This is a genomic window from Vibrio sp. 1CM7H (genome assembly GCF_023161645.1).
Taxonomy (GTDB): domain Bacteria; phylum Pseudomonadota; class Gammaproteobacteria; order Enterobacterales; family Vibrionaceae; genus Vibrio; species Vibrio diabolicus.
On sequence record NZ_JALNTV010000001.1, the window covers coordinates 1,482,344 to 1,501,850 of the forward strand.

20 protein-coding genes are annotated in these 19,507 nt (G+C 44.4%); 14 read left to right on the forward strand and 6 right to left on the reverse strand.

What is annotated here, in order from left to right; all coding sequences use genetic code 11:
* Position 1: 1 nt before the first annotated feature.
* The 5 genes from MSG33_RS06485 to MSG33_RS06505 are packed head-to-tail and all read right to left on the reverse strand — an operon-like array spanning position 2 to position 5,458.
* The gene (locus tag MSG33_RS06485) at positions 2–1,015 is read right to left on the reverse strand and encodes a flagellar motor switch protein FliG (RefSeq protein WP_005394839.1); all 1,014 of its coding nucleotides are present in this window, start codon (positions 1,013–1,015) and stop codon (positions 2–4) included.
* Entirely contained in the window at positions 984–2,732 is a 1,749-nt protein-coding gene (fliF, locus tag MSG33_RS06490) for a flagellar basal-body MS-ring/collar protein FliF (RefSeq protein ID WP_031780427.1), read from the reverse strand. Before fliF ends, MSG33_RS06485 begins: the two co-directional genes overlap by 32 nt.
* Before the next feature lie 3 nt (positions 2,733–2,735).
* Positions 2,736–3,092: a flagellar hook-basal body complex protein FliE gene (fliE, locus tag MSG33_RS06495; RefSeq protein WP_005375045.1), complete on the reverse strand. Its 357-nt coding sequence runs from the start codon at positions 3,090–3,092 to the stop codon at positions 2,736–2,738.
* 15 nt (positions 3,093–3,107) lie between these two features.
* Entirely contained in the window at positions 3,108–4,439 is a 1,332-nt protein-coding gene (locus MSG33_RS06500) for a sigma-54 dependent transcriptional regulator (protein WP_006741978.1), read from the reverse strand.
* On the reverse strand, positions 4,439–5,458 hold the full coding sequence (locus MSG33_RS06505; protein ID WP_237311353.1) for an OmpA family protein: 1,020 nt from the start codon (positions 5,456–5,458) through the stop codon (positions 4,439–4,441). The genes MSG33_RS06500 and MSG33_RS06505 overlap by 1 nt, the downstream gene beginning before the upstream one ends.
* A gap of 384 nt (positions 5,459–5,842) precedes the next feature.
* On the opposite strand from MSG33_RS06505, the gene MSG33_RS06510 reads away from it, so the two are divergent.
* From MSG33_RS06510 to MSG33_RS06555, 10 genes are all read left to right on the forward strand, one after another.
* Positions 5,843–6,661 carry a flagellar motor switch protein FliM gene (locus MSG33_RS06510; RefSeq protein ID WP_176319795.1) on the forward strand — a complete coding sequence of 273 codons (819 nt, stop codon included), beginning with the start codon at positions 5,843–5,845 and terminating at the stop codon, positions 6,659–6,661.
* Positions 6,658–7,029: a flagellar motor switch protein FliN gene (gene fliN, locus MSG33_RS06515; protein ID WP_005398044.1), complete on the forward strand. Its 372-nt coding sequence runs from the start codon at positions 6,658–6,660 to the stop codon at positions 7,027–7,029. Before MSG33_RS06510 ends, fliN begins: the two co-directional genes overlap by 4 nt.
* A gap of 18 nt (positions 7,030–7,047) precedes the next feature.
* On the forward strand, positions 7,048–7,806 hold the full coding sequence (gene fliP / locus MSG33_RS06520; protein WP_005398045.1) for a flagellar type III secretion system pore protein FliP: 759 nt from the start codon (positions 7,048–7,050) through the stop codon (positions 7,804–7,806).
* A gap of 13 nt (positions 7,807–7,819) precedes the next feature.
* Complete coding sequence (fliQ, locus tag MSG33_RS06525; protein WP_005375036.1) at positions 7,820–8,089, forward strand: flagellar biosynthesis protein FliQ; 270 nt, start codon at positions 7,820–7,822, stop codon at positions 8,087–8,089.
* Positions 8,089–8,865: a flagellar biosynthetic protein FliR gene (gene fliR, locus MSG33_RS06530; RefSeq protein ID WP_006741982.1), complete on the forward strand. Its 777-nt coding sequence runs from the start codon at positions 8,089–8,091 to the stop codon at positions 8,863–8,865. The genes fliQ and fliR overlap by 1 nt, the downstream gene beginning before the upstream one ends.
* Positions 8,862–9,989 carry a flagellar biosynthesis protein FlhB gene (gene flhB, locus MSG33_RS06535; protein ID WP_006741983.1) on the forward strand — a complete coding sequence of 376 codons (1,128 nt, stop codon included), beginning with the start codon at positions 8,862–8,864 and terminating at the stop codon, positions 9,987–9,989. Before fliR ends, flhB begins: the two co-directional genes overlap by 4 nt.
* 31 nt (positions 9,990–10,020) lie before the next feature.
* Positions 10,021–12,111, forward strand: a complete 2,091-nt coding sequence (gene flhA, locus MSG33_RS06540; protein ID WP_006741984.1) for a flagellar biosynthesis protein FlhA — start codon at positions 10,021–10,023, stop codon at positions 12,109–12,111.
* 19 nt (positions 12,112–12,130) lie between these two features.
* Positions 12,131–12,901, forward strand: a complete 771-nt coding sequence (locus MSG33_RS06545; RefSeq protein ID WP_046875750.1) for an EAL domain-containing protein — start codon at positions 12,131–12,133, stop codon at positions 12,899–12,901.
* Between the two features lie 304 nt (positions 12,902–13,205).
* On the forward strand, positions 13,206–14,051 hold the full coding sequence (lafA, locus tag MSG33_RS06550; protein ID WP_005398051.1) for a lateral flagellin LafA: 846 nt from the start codon (positions 13,206–13,208) through the stop codon (positions 14,049–14,051).
* A gap of 55 nt (positions 14,052–14,106) precedes the next feature.
* Positions 14,107–15,429 (forward strand): 6-hydroxymethylpterin diphosphokinase MptE-like protein, encoded by a 1,323-nt coding sequence (locus MSG33_RS06555; protein ID WP_248380313.1) that lies wholly within the window; start codon positions 14,107–14,109, stop codon positions 15,427–15,429.
* Between the two features lie 282 nt (positions 15,430–15,711).
* Here the strand turns inward: MSG33_RS06555 and MSG33_RS06560 are convergent, their stop codons facing one another.
* Positions 15,712–15,999 (reverse strand): hypothetical protein, encoded by a 288-nt coding sequence (locus MSG33_RS06560; RefSeq protein ID WP_041853112.1) that lies wholly within the window; start codon positions 15,997–15,999, stop codon positions 15,712–15,714.
* A 388-nt stretch (positions 16,000–16,387) separates the two neighbouring features.
* Here MSG33_RS06560 and fliD point away from each other — a divergent pair, with 388 nt between their 5' ends.
* Genes fliD through MSG33_RS06580 form a run of 4 tightly spaced genes read left to right on the forward strand, consistent with a single transcriptional unit; the run spans position 16,388 to position 19,506 of the window.
* A complete protein-coding gene (gene fliD, locus MSG33_RS06565) occupies positions 16,388–17,725 on the forward strand; it encodes a flagellar filament capping protein FliD (protein WP_006741986.1) in 1,338 nt (445 codons plus the stop codon).
* 20 nt (positions 17,726–17,745) lie between these two features.
* Complete coding sequence (gene fliS / locus MSG33_RS06570; protein ID WP_005398523.1) at positions 17,746–18,132, forward strand: flagellar export chaperone FliS; 387 nt, start codon at positions 17,746–17,748, stop codon at positions 18,130–18,132.
* Positions 18,116–18,436 (forward strand): hypothetical protein, encoded by a 321-nt coding sequence (locus MSG33_RS06575; RefSeq protein ID WP_005398525.1) that lies wholly within the window; start codon positions 18,116–18,118, stop codon positions 18,434–18,436. The genes fliS and MSG33_RS06575 overlap by 17 nt, the downstream gene beginning before the upstream one ends.
* On the forward strand, positions 18,433–19,506 hold the full coding sequence (locus MSG33_RS06580) for a flagellar hook-length control protein FliK (protein ID WP_248380315.1): 1,074 nt from the start codon (positions 18,433–18,435) through the stop codon (positions 19,504–19,506). The genes MSG33_RS06575 and MSG33_RS06580 overlap by 4 nt, the downstream gene beginning before the upstream one ends.
* Position 19,507 lies beyond the last annotated feature (1 nt).

Genomic DNA, 19,507 nt, shown 5'->3' on the forward strand with positions numbered 1-19,507 from the left:
GTTACTCCACCGTTGGCTCTTCATAAAGAAGCAACTGAACTTCACCAGATTCATCCAACTCACGCACCATTTGCATGATGTCTTGACGCGCTTTTTGAACACGACTTAGCGCAACAGCCCCGCGCGCTTCCATATCGTCTTCCAGTGCTTTCACCATACGCTGAGGCATAGAACGTTTAATGGCTTGCTGTAACGTAATTTCTGAACCTTTGAGTGCAACTGCCCACAATTCTAGTGGGATCTGCTGCACCAGCATGTCCATGGTTTCTTCACGCTGACGACCAAGAACCATAAAGTCGAACATATTCTCTTCAATGGCATTGACGACATCTTCATCATGCAACTTCAGCATTTCCATCAACGACCCGCGATCACCTTCAAAGCGGTTAATGATGTCAGCAGCTTGCTTGACACCAGATAGCGGTGTGCTTTGGCTTGCAGATACTTTTTCAATGCAGCGCTCAACGAGCTCATGCAAATCAATAGCAACTTGATGATCGATGTCTTGCAGCTGAGCAATTCGGAACAAGATTTCGTCATGGTAATCTTGTGGCAGGTGCTTCAACACCGCTGAAGAGCTATCGGCTGGCAAATAGGCAAGAAAAATCGCTTGCATTTGCGGGTGCTCATTCACAATGAAACGAGCAAGCGTTTCTGCTTCTACCCACTGTAAGCGCTGCATATTGTTGCGAATTTCATCACCATACAGCGTATTCAGCAGCCCTTTTGCCAAATCATTACCCAATGCTTTACGTAGCGTATTAGACAAATATTCTTTAGAAGCTCCACGAATGCCACTGTGCTCACGAAAGTCTTCAAAGAAAGTTTGAATAACGCCGCGAGCGGAATCGCTCTTAATGCCATTCAACTTCGCCATTGCACGAGTCACCCGCTGGGTTTCATCACGGCTAAAGTGCTGTAAAACCTTCGCAGCGGCATCCTCGCCCATGCCTAATAGCACGAGCGCGGTTTGTTCTACATAACTAAGCGTCTGCTTTGATGGAACTGTGTTCATTGATGTTTACCCATTGTTTCAGTATTTCGGCTACGCGCTCTGGCTCTTCATTGGCAATAAGCTGTAGGTGTTTCAGTTGAATCTCTAGTGGCGAACCGGCTGGAGGCAGCATGTCGCTGTTTACATCTAAACCGGAAGAGGCTGAGATACCTTTTTCTGATAGACGACGATCAAGCACTTCTTCATGCTCACGCTCTTCACGCGTTTGCAGGTTGTCGTAATCAGGCTCTTCTTGCGGCTCTGCAAAGTCTAACTCTGGTACTGGCTTATCAACGCCAGTGAGGTGCATGATCAATGGGCGTAGTACGAAGAAGATCATCGCCAAGCCTAACAAACCACCGATAACGTAACGTATTGGCTGCTGTACTGTAGGGTCTTGCCACCACGGCAGCGCAGGAGGCGCATCAATTTCAATTGGAGTGAAGTTGAAACTCATCAAGCTTAAGCTGTCACCTCGTGCCGCAGAAATACCGACAGCATCCATGATCATATTTGAAATCTGCTCTTTATCTGCTTCACTCCAAGCAACACCATCCGGAGAGGCTTTCGAGTTCAACAGTACCGACACGCTCATTTTCTCAATTTGACCTTGTTGGTATTGAGTACGACGAACACTACTCCCCACTGCATACTGACGGTTTACTTCAGAGCGTGCGTTGGTGTTTTGGCTATCGTTCGTTTCTACTTCTTCACCAGTTACCGGCGGTTGGTTGCTTAGAGAACCTGGTACGCCTAGCGCAATTTGGTCAACTGAGTTGTTGTGAATGGTGTGCTCGTTACGTACGACAGGTGCGTTATCCAAAATCTCTTGCGTTTCTTCAACTTGGCTAAAGTCCATATCAGCAGCGACTTGCACACGGAAGTTACTCGGACCCACAATTGGCGTAAGCATGTCTGCTGCGCGTTGAATGATCTGCTTCTCAACGTTCTTTTGATATTCAAGGTATTTTGCATTGACTTTACCTGCTTCCGCCGAAGCAACATCTGCACTGAGTAAACGGCCATATTGGTCGATAACAGATACAAATTCAGGCTTCATCGCCGTCACGCTACCAACCACTAAGTTGATGATTGCTTCAACTTGCTCAGACTTGAGGTCTTCGCCAGGTTTCAGCTCAAGCATCACTGATGCTGAAGGGTTCTCGCTGTTTTGACGAACAAATAAGGTTTGACGAGGAATAGCTAAGTGAACACGCGCATTCGCCACTGAATTCAGAGACATGATAGTGCGTACTAACTCACCTTCTAAACCATGACGGTAACGCGCCGTTTCCATAAATTGGCTTGTACCGAGAGAGCTGTCTTCTTTAAGCGAATCCAAACCTGTCGGCAGTTTGGCTTTAACACCTTTTGACGCAAGCAACATGCGAACTTTCGCAACTTCGCCTTCTGGCACAAGAACTTGGCCATTTTGCTCTTGCATACGGTAGCTCACACCTTCACTTTCTAATACCGAGACAATCTCTCCGATATCAAAACGTTCTTGTTGGCTATACAGTGGACGGAAGCTTTGTGAGGAACTCCAAAGAGCGACCACAATGATTGCCGCAACAATCGCAGCGAGTACGGCAGATAACACTAGGTTTCTCTGGCTACTCGACCAGATTTGCTTCAGCTTCGTTGTTACATCGTCCATGCTATTCGCAGTAGAAAATGTCTGTGCTGAGCCGGAGGTCATGGCTGTATTTCCGGCGACTTGGGGGGTTAGTTCTGACATGAATTACACCGGCATCTTCATAATATCTTCAAATGAGGTCACGACTTTGTTGCGCACTTGCATCAAAGCATTAAATGATAAGCTGGCTTTTTGGCTAGCGACCATCGCACCAACTAGGTCATCACTTTTTCCTGTTTCTACGGCCGTCATTTTTTGACTAGCCACTGATTGATGTTGATTCACTGTATCCAACACATTTGTCATCGCTTGTGAGAACGATAATGGTGCGTTTAGTGATTGTTGATCTAAAGGATTTGCACTCACGATAAACTCTGGCGGCTGCACTTGTGCCTGCATCGCCTGCATTTTTGACAACATAAGTTGCTCTGCCGAGACCGCATGAGTAGGTTGACTTGCCATCTATTTTTTCTCCTATTAGGCAGCCGAGCCTAGTGCCGACTGTAAATCAATACCATGTTCTCGCATGGCTGCGAGTTTGTAGCGTAGCGCTCGAGTAGAGACTCCAAGCGCGTTTGCGGTTTTCGTTCGGTTTCCACCAAACTGACGTAATTTTTCTAAAATAAATTGATATTCGGCCTGCTTCTTCGCTTCTACATGACCAAAGCTTGAAGCTGGCTCAGCGGATGGAACTGGCGCAACAAGTTCAATAGGCAGCATCAGATCATGGGCAGTAATGTAGTCACCATGACGCATGACCAATGCACGCTGAATGACATTTTCCAACTCGCGAATATTACCTGGCCAGTGATACTGACTCAGCGCACTGATCGCATCTTGGGATAGATGACAGCGACTGCTATCTTGATACTTTTCAATAAAGAATTGGCTGATCGGTAAAATGTCTTCTTTTCTTTCACGCAAAGGCGGCCAGTGCAGAGGCAAAACATCCAATCGGTAATAAAGGTCTTCACGGAATGTGCCTTTTTGAACTTCTTCACGTAAGTCTTTATTGGTTGCCGCAATAACACGAATATCAAGCTTCACCGCCTTGTGGCTGCCTACGCGTTCCACTTCACGCTCTTGAAGAACGCGTAATAACTTGGCTTGAACTGCAGGGGACATTTCACCGATTTCATCTAGCAAAATCGTCCCGCCATTCGCTTCTTCAAACTTACCGCTTTGAGAGTTAGTCGCTCCTGTGAAGGCACCTTTTACATGACCAAATAGAACCGCTTCTAGCATCGACTCTGGAATGGCGGCGCAGTTAACCGCCACAAATGGACCATCAATACGTGGAGAGTGCTCATGCACATATCGAGCCAGCACTTCTTTACCCGTTCCCGATTCGCCTGTAATTAACACACTGGCGCTAGTGCAAGCGGCACGATGCGCCAATTGCAGTACCTGCTTGCTTCGCCAAGATTCCGCAACAATGTTGGCCATTGGCTTACCTAACGCTTCAACGCGCTTCAGTAAATTAAGCAGCTGATTCGCTTCAAATGGGCGTAATAGATAATCGGTTGCTCCCGATTTCATCGTCTCAGCCGCCAAGATTCCCTGCTCTTGATCGACAATAGCGATAACAACACCAGAGTTACGTTGCTTTTGGTGGCAAGCAACAAACTCGCGGACACACATGTCCGGTAAAGTAGAGCTCACAAGAGTGATTTCTGCTCGCTCTTCAAGTAATGCGCCTCGGCCAGTACGAGTGTGTTTTGCGGTGTAACCTGCATTTTGCAACACATCCAATACTGGTTGAGCAAGAGCTTCATTCGGCTCAACCAACAAAATTTTCGTTTTCGTCATCATTGAACCTTAACTTTCGTTTGTTGATTTTGTTGTTGTACATCAGGGTGGTGTTTCACTGCCGTTCGCTCGTTATCTCTCACTAGGCGCAACATTACACGTCGATTTTTCGCTTGGCCCTTCGTCGAATTATTGCTGGCAATTGGGTAACGAGAACCATGCGCTCTTGTTTCGATCATCGATTTATCAATACCAAGTTCAACTAAGGCCTCGGCAACTTGCTCTGCTCTAGTACGTGATACTGAAAGGTTCGCCAAACTAGAACCAACGTTATCGGTGTGGCCATCAATTAAAATCTTGGTCACGCGATCATCAACAGATACATAGCTATTTAACGCTGCGAGCGTTTCTTGCTGCTTACGACTTAGCGCCTTCTGACCAAAGTCAAAAGACAGAACAAGATTTCGTGCCTCTGAAAACGAAAGCTTAGGCAAACGCGCTCGACAGGCATTAAATGACTTGAGCGCGTTTTGAATTTGAATAGTCGGAATCACAATCTCTGACAAAGAGGAAGCATTACTTCCCTTTAGTGACAACGTCACCCAGTTACCAGTAGCAATTGAATCCATGAGTTCATCAGCACCTTTGCTGAAGACAAATCGTTGGGATGGCTTAGTAAAATCAAGGGTGGCAAACTCTTTTCTATAAAGCTCACTAGACCAAGGGGCACTTTGACTTATTAGAGCAATCGTTTTCCATTTATTATTTTCATAATGTATATCGGAAATAAAATAAGTTTTATTGTTAGGTTCCGAACGGAAATAAAACTTCCCATACGGCGTGCTTGAGTGCAATAAGTTGCATTCAAAGTTGTTTCCTTTATATGTCCACTTTGAAAGGTCCATGGGGATGGTCACAACCTCACCTGAATATGTCACCTTAGACACTAGCAAACTGACAAAAATAAATATTTTACAATTTATTAAACCGTTAGGGTTCATGTATATCTTACAATTCCATGACCTTATCAATTTAATTAAATATGCCACTAAGCCGTGATAACTGGCATAGCTAATCATGTTAATTACCTATTCTGAATATTGAAACTGGTTACAAAATACTCACAAGAGCATAGCCAAACCTTTAAAATCAAGATTTAAGCCTTAAAAACAATGTCTTATATTTTAATTATCTAAATTAGCCGTTACACCATGAAGATGGTTTTAAAAAGTTAATAACAACTAAAAACGCTTAATATTTTTATATTTTCTTATTAAGCAATTTATAAAGGAAACTAACCCTTTTTAAATTTTATTAAAAGATTAAGACTATATGCTCAAAGCAACATGTGAACTAAAGTCACAATCTTAGAGTTTGAAACTAAAAGATCATTAAAATTTCTGTGTAGACTACACGCCATTAAGTTAAAACAGTTTCGATTGTTAACGCACGGTAAAATATAAATGGAAAATAGAGTTAGCGAGCCTATTTCTGATATTCAACTACTTGATGTAGAATTATTAGGCAAACCTATTCATATCATTCGTGAAAAGCTTGAAGGCTTGATTTCAGAGTCTTGTTCCAGCCTTACGATTGAATTACAAAATTGGCTCAGTACGAGTAAAGTGGAAGCTAGCTTAACCTCTGTAGACTTGCATCGCTTTACACCGATAAAAATGGATAAAGACCAAACGTCAACCTATCAACACCAAGAGGGCGGCATGGTATTTGTTCATGGAGATGCTCACACGTTAATAAAACTGGCGGATCGGTTCTATGGTGCCAGCACTGAGCGTTCAGCAACAACACTGACAGCAAGTGACCTCCGCCTACAAGAGCGAATCAGTCGTATCATTATTGGTTGGCTTGCACCAGGTGAGATGTGGGAAATGGGTGAGTACGAAGCACCCCGAGGGATTGGGATTAACGTGCAGTTAAACATCTCGTTTGACGATCACCAAGGCTCAATTCATCTCAAACTAGATAGCCACCTTATTCAAACACTGATCGAGCAGCTTGAACTGCAGCCCGATACGGATTTGTACCAACCATTCTGTCGCTCTTTAGAGGCAACGCCTGTTCGACTGAATGTTGTTTTAAGTAAAAAGAAGATGCCGTTGAGCGACGTTGTTGGCTTACAACCTAACGATATTTTACCAATTGAGCTTCTTAATACGGTTCCAGTCAGCATTGGTAACCAATCTTTATTTACAGGTCGTATTGCTGAGCAAGACGGCCAACTTGTTTTGATCTTTAACCCTGATAAGGAACCGCAGCGATGAGCGAAGCGCCAGAAACGAATGCATTCGACGCAGAAGAATTGAACTTTGACGACTTTCAATTAGAAGACTTTGAAGCTGAAAGTACGCTCCAACAAGAACCAGCAACTGCGGAACGTGATCTTAGCTTTTTCAAAAGTATTCCCGTCACTGTCACGCTGGAAGTTGCAAGCAAAGAAATCCCACTTGGGGACTTAATGAAAGCCGGAGAAGGCACGGTTATCGAACTTGAAAAGCTCAATGGTGAGCCTTTAGACGTAAAGGTAAACGGATCTCTAATGGGTCACGCTGAAGTCGTCGTCGTAAATGATAAGTACGGACTTCGTCTGATCGATGTACATGACTCTGCATTGAGTGGCGTTGGTCAATAATCTTAGGTAGGCATCACAATGAAAAATCTGAGCGCTTGGCACCGTTGGTTACCTCTTTTGGTACTGGTGTCACTTTTGTTTGCTTTCCCAACCATGGCGGCAGACAACGGCTTAACTATCCTGTCCGTTTCTGATGGCGACACACAGCAAGAATACAGCGTTAAATTGCAAATTCTGTTGTTGATGACGGCGCTCAGTTTTCTTCCAGCATTCATTCTGATGGCAACGAGCTTTACTCGGATTATCGTCGTCCTCGCGATTTTGCGCCAAGCCCTTGGTCTTCAACAAAGTCCTCCTAACCGCGTATTGGTTGGGATTGCTTTGGCATTGACCTTGCTGATCATGCGACCTGTTTGGAGCGATATTCATGAAAACGCATTTCAACCGTATGACAATGGTGAAATCACGCTAATACAAGCGTTCTCTGTAGCAGAGAAACCAGTGAGAGAGTTCATGCTGGCACAAACTCATCAAAGCTCTCTTGAGCAAATGCTGCGTATTGCCAATGAACCACTCGACCAAAACGTTGAAGATATTTCTTTTGCGGTTGTCTTGCCTGCGTTTGTCATCAGTGAACTAAAAACCGCCTTTCAAATTGGCTTTATGCTCTTCATCCCCTTCTTGGTTATCGACTTGGTTGTCGCCAGTGTGCTCATGGCAATGGGTATGATGATGCTATCGCCTTTGATTGTTTCACTCCCTTTTAAACTGGTGGTGTTTGTACTCGTGGATGGCTGGGCAATGACGGTTGGCACATTATCTGCCAGTTTCGGTTAAATAGGAGCATGCTATGACCCCTGAACTAACCGTAACGTTATTTTCCGATGCAGTATGGCTGATCATTTTGATGGTTGCGGTACTGGTTGTTCCTGGCTTAATTGTCGGTTTGTGTATCGCCGTTTTCCAGGCCGCCACACAAATCAACGAGCAAACACTCAGCTTTTTACCACGTTTGCTCGTTACGCTATTGATGGTGATTTTTGCGGGTCATTGGATGCTCCGAAAAATCATGGAACTGTTTGATTTCTTATTCCACAACATACCGGGGATGATTGGCTAATGGCCATCACATTTGCAGAGCTCTCAGCGATACTCGGTCAACTCTGGTGGCCGTTTTTTCGTGTAGGAGCCGTATTTATTTCGATGCCCTTCTTTGGTGATGCAATCATTCCCGTTTGGATCCGTACCTTACTGGCACTTTCGATCGTCGTGATTACCGCACCATTGATGCCACCAATGCCACAAGTCGAATTATTCTCCATGACGTCTCTATTCCTTGCTTTTGAGCAAGCGATTTGGGGCGTGATGTTTGGGCTAATTTTGCACATGCTCTTTAACGTTTTCACCATGCTTGGTCAGGTCGTTTCTCTGCAAATGGGATTGGGTATGGCAATGATGAATGATCCTATCAACGGACTTTCTGTCGCCATTTTGGGCCGAATATTTCTTATATTTTCAACCTTGTTATTTCTCGCGCTAGAAGGACACTTGCTCGTCATTGATATCGTGATTCAAAGTTTTGTCGTGTGGCCGGTCGGTTCTGGCATCACATCGCTTTCTCTGCAAGGCGTTGTAAATATTTTCGGCTGGATGTTTGCCTCTGCTTTAGCACTAGCGTTGCCTGCTATTGTTTCAATGCTCTTAGCCAACATAAGTTTTGGTGTGATGAATCGCGCCGCTCCCTCACTCAACGTGTATGCGTTAGGTTTTCCAATGACGATGCTTCTTGGCCTGTTCAGCGTATTAATTTCAGTATCTGGTGTGCCGGGTCGCTATACCGCGCTTGTACACGACACCATCAGACACTTGAGTAACTTTATGTTGGGGGGCGCATGAGCGATCAATCGTCTCAGGACAAAACTGAAAAAGCCTCGCCGCAGAAAGTAAAAAAAGCACGTCAGGAAGGACAAATTCCTCGTGCTAAAGAGTTTACTACTGCGGTGATATTTCTAGCGGTGGCGCTCTACTTTTACTCTCAGCTCAATAGCATTTGGGAAAGTATGTCAGGTATTTTTCGCTACAACATGATGCTGACGCGAGCCGACTTAGAAAACCCGAAACAGCTTGTCGAGCAATTGGGACAAAGTTTAGCGGTAATCATCGACATGTTATTACCGTTGTTTACCGTCATTATTATCGTGACCTGTGGTAGCAGCCTTGTACTAGGCGGTTGGATGTTCCGTCCGGCGAACGTGATGCCAAAGCTGAGCAAAATTAATCCTTTAAGTGGGATAAAGCGCATTTTTTCGACACGCTCAGTGGTTGAGCTCTTAAAGTCCACGTTCAAAGTAGCCGTGATCTTCGGCATCTTATATGGCTATTTAGACAACCACTTACAGCCTCTGCTAGGTATGCAAAACTTACCTTTAAGCCAAGGCTTTTCCCTGGTGATGTCTATTCTCTTTGAAGGCTTACTGTTGATGGGGTTTGCGTTGCTGTTATTTGGTGTTGTAGACATTCCCTACCAACGTTGGGAGCACCTAAAAGAGCTGCGTATGACCAAACAAGAGCTGAAGGAGGAATTCAAGAACAACGAAGGCCGCCCAGAAGTAAAGCAGCGAATCCGTCAAATTCAACAGCAGTTTGCACGCCGTAAAATCGATAAGATGGTACCAACGGCTGACGTGATCATCACTAACCCAACTCACTACGCTGTCGCTCTGAAGTACGAACCTTCACTTTCTGATGCTCCATTTGTAGTTGCAAAAGGCGTAGACGAAACAGCCATGCACATTCAACGAATCGCCCGAGAAAACAAGGTGGAGATCATCAACTCACCACCGTTGACTCGTTCGATCTATCACACCACAGCGATTGAACAAGCAATCCCAAGCCAACTGTACATTGCCGTGGCACATATTCTTACTTACGTTTTGCAATTGAAAGCCTTCCGTAAAGGTGAAGGAAAAGAGCCAACTCCTTTGCCTCATTTTTCGATTCCAAAGCATTTGCAGCACTGATTAACCCGCGTTTATCCAAGGACACGAAAGTATGCTTAACCGGTTAAAACAACTTCAAACATCAACCAAAGGCTACATTGGCATTCCAATTGTCTTGCTAATGATTTTGGCAATGGTGATTTTACCTTTGCCTCCCCTGCTATTGGATGCGTTGTTTACCTTCAATATCGTCTTGGCAATCCTAGTATTGCTGGTCAGCACTACCGCAAAGCGACCATTAGACTTCTCAGTTTTTCCAACAATTTTGTTAGTCGCGACATTATTGCGTCTTACACTGAACGTCGCTTCCACACGAATCGTACTCCTAGAAGGACATAATGGGGGGGATGCGGCAGGTAAAGTCATCCAAGCGTTCGGTGAAGTCGTTATTGGCGGTAACTACGTCGTTGGTATGGTGGTGTTTGTTATCTTGATGATCATCAACTTCGTCGTAATTACCAAAGGTGGCGAACGTATCTCTGAGGTGTCAGCGCGCTTTACTTTGGATGCCTTACCGGGCAAACAGATGGCGATTGATGCCGACTTAAATGCCGGTCTTATCGATCAGGAAACCGCTCGATTGCGTCGTAAAGAAGTCGCTAACGAAGCCGATTTCCATGGCTCGATGGACGGTGCCTCAAAGTTTGTGCGAGGCGATGCTATCGCTGGTTTGCTGATTCTGTTTATCAACATCATTGGTGGTATCAGCATCGGCGTCTTTGAGCATGGACTCGCAGCATCTGACGCCTTTAAAACCTACGCACTACTTACAATCGGTGATGGCTTAGTAGCTCAAATTCCGTCACTTCTATTGGCAACGGCTGCAGCGATTATCGTTACGCGAATTAATGATAGCGATAATGGCATGTCGGAAACCATGCAAAAACAATTGCTGGCAACCCCGGCGACACTGTTTACCGTCGCAGGCATCATGGCTGTGATAGGCATGGTACCAGGCATGCCACATTTGGCCTTTTTTGCTTTCGCGGGTGCTTTAGCTTTCGCGGGTTGGCGTCAAACGAAAAAGCCCGTGCAAGACTCCCAAATCGAGGAGGTCGAAGCACTTTCACAAGCCATGCAAGAGGACGATACACCACTTACGTGGGAAGATATTCCTCATGTTCAAACGTTGTCACTTTCCCTGGGTTACCGTCTCGTTCACCTAGTCAACAAAGAACAAGGTGCACCTTTATCACAGCGTATTCGCGGTGTGCGCCGTAACCTATCTGAACAAGTCGGCTTTTTATTACCAGAGGTGCGTATTCGAGACAACCTAAGCCTTAAGCCGAATCAGTATACAATTTCTCTCAATGGCGAAGTGATCGAACAAGGCTTTATCGAACCAGAACGTTTGATGGCGATTGCAGTCGGAGAAACATACGGTGAGGTAGATGGTATTTTGGGCAGTGATCCTGCCTACCAATTACCAGCAGTATGGATTGAACATCAAGACAAAGCGAAAGCGCTGAACATGGGTTATCAAGTGGTCGATGATGGCACGGTCATCGCGACTCATATTAGCAAGATAATGAAAACAAACCTTGCTGAGTTGTTTACGCACGACGATGTTGAAGCCATGACGCAACGTTTGACACAGCAAGCACCGAAGTTAGCCGAAGCCTTAGCCGCAGCACTTAACCCTGCGCAGCAACTCAAAGTATATCGCCAGTTGTTACTAGACCAAGTGCCACTAAAAGATATTCGTACGATTGCTAACACGATGTTGGAATCCGCGGAAAACACTAAAGACCCAATTTTACTGGCATCTGATGTGCGTTGCGCACTAAAACGCACGCTCGTAAACCTGATTGCGGGACAGAAAAACGAATTAAATGTCTATGCTCTCTCTGATGAACTAGAACAAATGCTACTGACTTCGCTACAACAAGCACAATCTTCTGGTACAGTAATGTTAGACAGCTTCCCAATTGAGCCAAATATTCTTGGTCAGTTCCAACAAAACTTGCCACTGATAAGACAACAGCTCAAACAACAGGGATTACCTCCGATTCTTCTCGTTATGCCTCAGTTACGTCCACTTCTGGCTCGTTACGCACGCACATTTACGCAAGGACTGGCAGTATTGTCTTACAACGAAATTCCAGAAAACAAACAAATCAATGTGGTAGGAAACCTTGGTTAATCTTATTTCAACACATGCGATGTACGAACATTTGGTTGGTCTCGCAGTACAACATATCGTCACGGATGACGATCAATTAGTATTTGATGCTTTAAAGCACAATGACATTCAACACGCGTGCCAAGCCATTCGCGAGACTCAATCAGGAGAGGTAGAATTCCAACACCTGACGTTGAGATTTGGCACGCGTGGCGAACAAAGCGTCTATCAATTCGAACTCTCTGAACAAATGCAGTACTGCCTAGATTTGTTCAGCCTTTATCTCGCATTGCGACAAACACAGTTTCAGCTAGAAGCCTTTCACCCCGACTTAATCAGTAACGTCGTCGTGCCGATAAGAATTGACGCATTACTATGGGAACCAGGCATATACTTTCTCGAACAGATGATTCAGTTTCACTCTTCCGCTTTTCAACATGTGATTCCTTCTCTTCAAGCAGACAAAACGCTATGCGCCTATGATAAAGTCTCAGCGCTGATAGAGAAGTTAAGAGAAAACGCCTACTCACTTTGGTTTGAAGTCGCGACATCACAAGTGAACTTCGAACGAGTCGCTGACTTTAGTCCCGATATGATCAAACTATCAGTCACATTAGAGGATAAAGAAGAAAGACATGCTTTCCTACCGATTGCTAAGTTCTTAAGAAAGCACAAATACCCTTGGGTAGCCGGGCGGGTAGCGAGCCAAACAGAGCTAAACCGCTATCGCTTGTTAGGGGCCAATTATTACTTTGGTTATTTCAGTGACATCCCGACCTCCCTCTCTTTTCAATCTTTTGGTGAGGAATGACAGAATCCTAACTATTAATCTTTATAAAACAGCGCGAATTATTCGCGCTGTTTTTTTATTTATAACGAAGAACGACAATATTGATAGATGACTGCTTCCCTGATTAAGTCAGGCTTATTCAGGTTATTTGATGTTATATCTGTATTTTCATGGAATACAAGTCACTAAAAATCATCAATTTTGATCTTTTTTAGGAATTTTTTAATTTTCAAATTAATCATTAAAGCTGACCGACCGCCTCTAGTTAGTGACTAGGGAATATCCCGAGGCCTGAAAGATATAGTGACTAACTAAGGAGACTAAGATGGCTTTATCAATGCACACTAACTACGCATCGCTTGTAACTCAAAACACTCTGAACAACACAAGCGGTCTTCTAAACACTGCGATGGAGCGTCTAAGCACGGGTTACCGCATCAACTCAGCAGCAGACGACGCTGCGGGTCTACAAATTGCAACTCGTCTGGAAGCTCAGACTCGTGGTATGAATGTAGCGATGCGTAACGCACAGGACGGCATCTCTATGATGCAGACTGCTGAAGGTGCAATGGATGAGATGACAAACATCACATACCGCATGAACGACCTAGCAACACAATCTTTGAACGGCTCAAACAGTCAAGAAGACCGTGCAGCTTTGGATGCAGAGTTCAAACAGCTAGCATCTGAGCTAGGCAACATCATGGAAAACACTTCATTTGGTGGTCAAAAACTTCTAGCTGAAGGCGGCGGTTTTGGTGCAAGCAGCGTTACTTACCAAATTGGTGCGACTGGTGCAGAGAAACTAGCTGTAAATGCAAAAACACAGCTAAACGACATCTCGACAGCAATTGCTGGCCTGACAAGCATCAGCACTGCTGCTGCAGCTTCAACAGCTCTTGCAAACCTTTCAAGCTCTGGCGGTATGCTAGCAGATCTAGGTACAGCACGTGCTCAGTTTGGTGCTAACATCAACCGTCTAGAGCACACAATGACTAACCTTGGTAACATGACTGAAAACACTTCTGCAGCAAAAGGCCGTATCACTGATGCAGACTTCGCTACAGAGTCTTCAAACATGACTAAGAACCAAATGCTTATGCAAGCAGGTACAACAGTTCTTTCTAAGACTAACCAGCTTCCTGGCATGGCAATGTCTCTACTACGCTAATCATTGAAGCTTATAACCCCACCCATCCGGTGGGGTTTTTTACTATCTGAATATTATGACACCAGTTTATTCTCAACATATTGATATCATTCGCTCTCGTTGGCCTGACGTAGCAAAAGCCTTAGACAGTGCAGACTTTAGCGACTTACACTTTGAAGTAGTTGAAAAAGCAGCGATGACTCTAAAAGTCAACGGAGTTCAACTTAGCAGTGCTTATGACCCGGTCGAAGAAGCCTTCCAGTACCGAAGCCTAACGTCTAGCGACGATTATCATATTTGGGGCATCGGTATGGGCAATGTCCCATCCCTGTTAACACAAGATAAAAATGCTCGATCAATTCGTGTTTATCTTTATAACCTACCGTTAGCAAAATTGGTGCTTTCTCTCGTTCCACAACAATGGATATCCGATCCTCGTGTTTCGTTGATCATCGTCTCAGAAGACCAAAGCGATATAGGTAGAAAACTCGCGAGCCTGACTTGGGATGATTGTATCATTCTAAATGCCGACAGAGCCATTTCGCGTCATACTCATCAATGGCTTTATTTCCGCTTAGAAAACCGTGTTTTGATCGGCTATGCAAACGCTAGCTATAGACATAGCGATGAAGAACTGCTCACAAGAGAGAAAGAAAACGAACCTCTTTTAAAACGCCTAAACTCTTCTGATCATTATCTTATGTATCAAGTAGACGACGCTATTTGTATTGGTGCTGGCCCATCACTCCAGCATCATATTGAAGAGTTAAAAGCAGTCTATAACCGACCAAATCGTCCCAAGCTTATTGCTGCATCAACTGCATGCAAGTGCTTAATTGAAAATAACATCAAACCAGATGTCGTATTTGCTGTAGATTTGAATTTAGGTGACGAACATATTCCATATGAGATCGCCAAAAATACTATTTTGGTGTTTGGTAGCCATATGCCTAGCCGTATTTTCCAAAACTGGCATGGCGAGAAGTATTACTTACACTTGGGTGACTTCACATACGACAGATTTGCAAGCAAACTACCGGTTAAATATCGCCCTTACTCGTTTGGTTCGGTAATCCATCCTCTAATCCACTTCACCCTTTTACAAGGTGCTACCCAAGTATCACTAATCGGATGCGATTTTGGTTTCCCTGGAGATATCATCCATTCAGGACGCGAAAACAGACCAGACGACCCGAACGCGACGATGACAGCACGAGTAGAGAATGGTTATGGTGAGATGATCAAAACCTCACCAGCCTACCGCATGTTTGGAAGCGGTGTTGAGAACCTAATAGCAGCATCACCACAGACCAAGTTTTACAATTGGAGCCGTATTGGTGCAAAAATTATTGGTGCTGAATATTTCAATGTGGAGGAACTATATGGCAACCGAGATTAACTCTGTTTATGACACTTTTATTAAAACTTCAGAGGTTTACTCATACGGTGACCACTTGACAGGCGACTTAATGTTAGGGAGATGTCTAAATCTCCTAACAAAATTATTCACCGTTCAGTCAGAGCGCACGTCTGTTCTCGAAATACTTTCGCGAATAAATACCGCCCGAGAAGTTCATGACTTCACTGCACTTGCAGATATTCTAAGGTATGAAATTGCGCCTAACATAAAAGCGTTGAGTGAACGCTATTAGCTCTAGAAAGCCTCATCATTGAGGCTTTTTTATCGCCTGATGTAAATAGAACTATTATTATCCCAATGAGAGTCTGGCAATCTAAAACCTACTTTCAGCATAATATTCCTTAACACTTTGTTAAATAACTCTAGTTCCACTGGCTCAGGACTATTATCGAACTGATAGCGTTTTAACTCAGGAAATTTTGATATAGCCTCTTTTTGGATACTTGCCAACTCGTCAGAATTAAGACTCTGCTTGCTAAGTAATTTAGCGTGAATAAAGCGCTCATATTCGCGAGCACACTTCATTAGTCGTAAGGCAAATTCGTTCATAATTGTTGTTTTTCTTTCCGATACTCCAATTTGATGAAAAGATAACAGGAAGCATATAAATACGATGTAAGAATTATCTTAATTCATTAGAAGTAAACACCGAAATATCTGTTCTGAGTCCCTTCCTCCCTTTCAACTCCACTTAGAAATTCTATTAAACATTTACGAGTCTTGAGTCGCCTTGTCTTATAGGAAAACGCTACTTGTTTTCTAGAGGAAAGCGGAACACAAAAGGTGGAACCACAGCTTCCTCTCTATGAAATAATACATCGCAAAGCATTGTTATATATAGCCATTTATATACGGCACACATCTTGCGATGAACTGTTAAACCAAGGCATAGCAGATAAGCTATTTAAGCCGTATATATGAGAGAGGGAGTAACCTCATGAGTTCATTAGATCCAATTACAATGGCTACTAAATTTGCCACTTTTGACGTTCAACCGTTTCAACAGCGCTATCAGCTACAAGCCAGCAAATATCAAGCGCAACTTTCCGCTCTAGGTAAAGTTGAAACGGCATTACGAGACTTTCGTAATTCGTTAAACGAAATGAACAGCAGCACAAACACCATCATTAAGAACAGTGCAACCCTATCTCAGGAAGGTTACTTTACAGCCAGTGCAGATGCTAAGGCCCTCACAGGCAACTACCAAATTTTTGTTGAGCAAGTTGCCACGTCTCATCAAGTCTCTACAGGGATGCCTGCTGATCTAGAAGCAACAACTGAAGTCCCAACAACTGGCTCTCTCGAGTTCACGATCAATGGCGAAACAATGACGCTAGATCTATCGACTGTTGATTCAGACGGTGATGGCACAGCAACAGTCAGTGACTTAGCAAAAGCAATCAACAACAACAGCGATAACCCTGGAGTAAACGCCACCTTAGTTCGCTCAAATGGTCAAACTCACTTTATGTTATCAAGCACTGAAACTGGTGTTGCTAACCAAATCAACGTATCGGCGTCTGGTACTGGCCAAGCCTGGTTTGAAGATGCATTCACAAATCTAAACCAAATTAGCGCCCCGCAAGATGCTGTAATGTGGTTGGGAGCTAAAGACTCTGGTCTCAAACTGACGAACGCAAGCAATACATTTGAAGGTGTAATCGACGGTGTAGATATTACTCTAACCAAAGCTCAAGCTTCTGGTGAAACACCTGTTGGCCTTGATATAGGCTCTGACAGCGAAGCAACTAAAGAGCAATTGGATAAGTTTGTTGACGCATATAACACTCTTATTGGCGCAATGAACCAGCACACCCAAATAGGTAGTGAAGACAAAAAACGTGGAGTGTTAGCAAGTGATCCAACACTTCGCTCCATTGAGAGCCAATTAACTAATTTGGTTCGAGGGGAACACGGTGGTATGCGTCTGAGTGAAATCGGAGTGAGCTTGGATCGTGATGGGAAAATGAAAGTCGACCACGAAAAATTCGCCGAAGTTCAAAAGAATAACAGCGTGGGCTTGGAAGCAATGTTTAATGGCGACGATGCCTTACTTGACTCAATGGACGCGATGATTGATCCATTTCTGAAGTTTTCATCAGGCGCATTCAAATCCCGTAAAAATGCGCTTCAAGCTAACTTGGATCGCATAGAAGATAAACAATCTACATTAGAGCGTAAATACGATATGTCGTACAAACGCTACATCAAACAGTTCACACAAATGAACGCGTTAATGACCCAAATGAACCAAACCATGTCGATGTTTGGCTAAGCCTTTAGGAGAAAAAACTCATGCTTATGGACTCTGGCTATGACTCGTACCAGCAAGTAGACCTCAACGCGCAAGCGGCAGCAGCAAACCCACACCAATTAGTCATTATGTTGATCGATGGCTTACTTGATGAAGTTGAACGTATTCGTGGCCATTTGGCTGCGAATCGCTTGGCTGAGAAAGGTAACGGAATCAACAAATGCATGAACATCTTGATTGGGCTCACAAGCGCTCTAGATGATGAGAATGGTGGCGAAATTGCTGAAAACTTACGCCAGCTGTATGACTTCTGCCAAGTTGAGCTTTATTACGCCAGCGTGCAGAACGATGCGAATCGCTTGGTTAATGTCGAGCGTGTAATGGGTAACATTCGTGAAGGTTGGATGAATTTTGGACAACAAGCATAAAGTGTCGCCAGAGCGATTTCGTCATTTATCTCAGCTCATCCAATTCGCTACAAAAACAGCAGATTGGCATGCGCTTAAGCGCTATGACTTGCAGTTGCGAGAGCTATTGATCAGTCACAAACCTTTTTTGAAGGATCCTAAGCTTGCACCTGAAATTCAACGTGCCAAAACCGTTCATGCAGATGCATTCGCTAGATTAGAAAAGTCGAAGAACGAGTTAGAAAAAGAGATGAATATGGTCAATGACCATCAAGAGCGCGCTATGGCCTATCAATTAGCGATGACCATGGAGCTAACTCAATGATCGTATCTCCTTCAACTCAAATATCCGGCAATTCATCACCTGGCCATGAAGGCAACATAAAACAAGCAAGAGCTGTACACGGTTTTTCTCATAATCCTATGTCTGAGCATAGCCAGTATGACGGCCAAGGTTTCGCCTCAGCTTCAACCGTGCCGAGTTTTCATCTTACCGCTCCAGCTTTGGACAGCGAAGAAAAGGCGTATGATCGTGGTTCGGATACTGACGAACACTCGGCTTCTAAAGCAGATGCTCACCTGACAAGTACACTGGGTTCAACAGAATCACCTGATCTTGCTATGCAAGCTCAGGCTCTAACCCAGAGTATGCTCACTATGGCCGAAAAGCAGCCGGGTCAGTTCGGAAAAACTCCGCCTTTAGCGGTAGCTAACGACGTTAAGTCTGCAACACAAGACTCAAATAACGCCTTACTAAACACCTCTCCAAAGCAACAAGAGGTGCAACAAAGCCAACCGATGTCATCGAACTCGCGTCTATCAATCTCCAGTGCCGACTTTCAGACCCTATTGAGTCAACCAGCTCAAGGGCAACCAACGGCCTCACCACTCCAAGGACAAACACCAACGCCACAAGCCCCGAACACCGCCGTTGCCACGAGTCATATTCAAACTCAAGGCTCTGAGTGGGCGGCTGTGCGCGTTGACACCAGTGCTGGAAAATGGGGAGAGCAAATGATGCAAGTTCTGCATGACCGTGTGACTCTTCAAGCGCAACAAAATGTACAAGAAGCCAAAATCCGCCTCGACCCACCGGATTTAGGTAAGCTGGATTTACTTGTACGTGTTGAAGGCGACCGACTAAGCGTGCACATCAATGCCAATACAGCCGCAACACGAGAAGCTTTAATGCAAGTGTCTGAGCGTCTGCGCACAGAACTGCAAGAGCAGAACTTCGTCCATGTCGATGTCAACGTGGGCTCTGATCAAAGCCAGAGTCGCAATGACCAACATACAAATGAAGAAGACGCCACTATTTTCGCAGCACGAGAATCTGGTGCATTCCAAACCACAACAACAAACTATTCAGAACACTGGCTGAACACTCAAGCCTAGT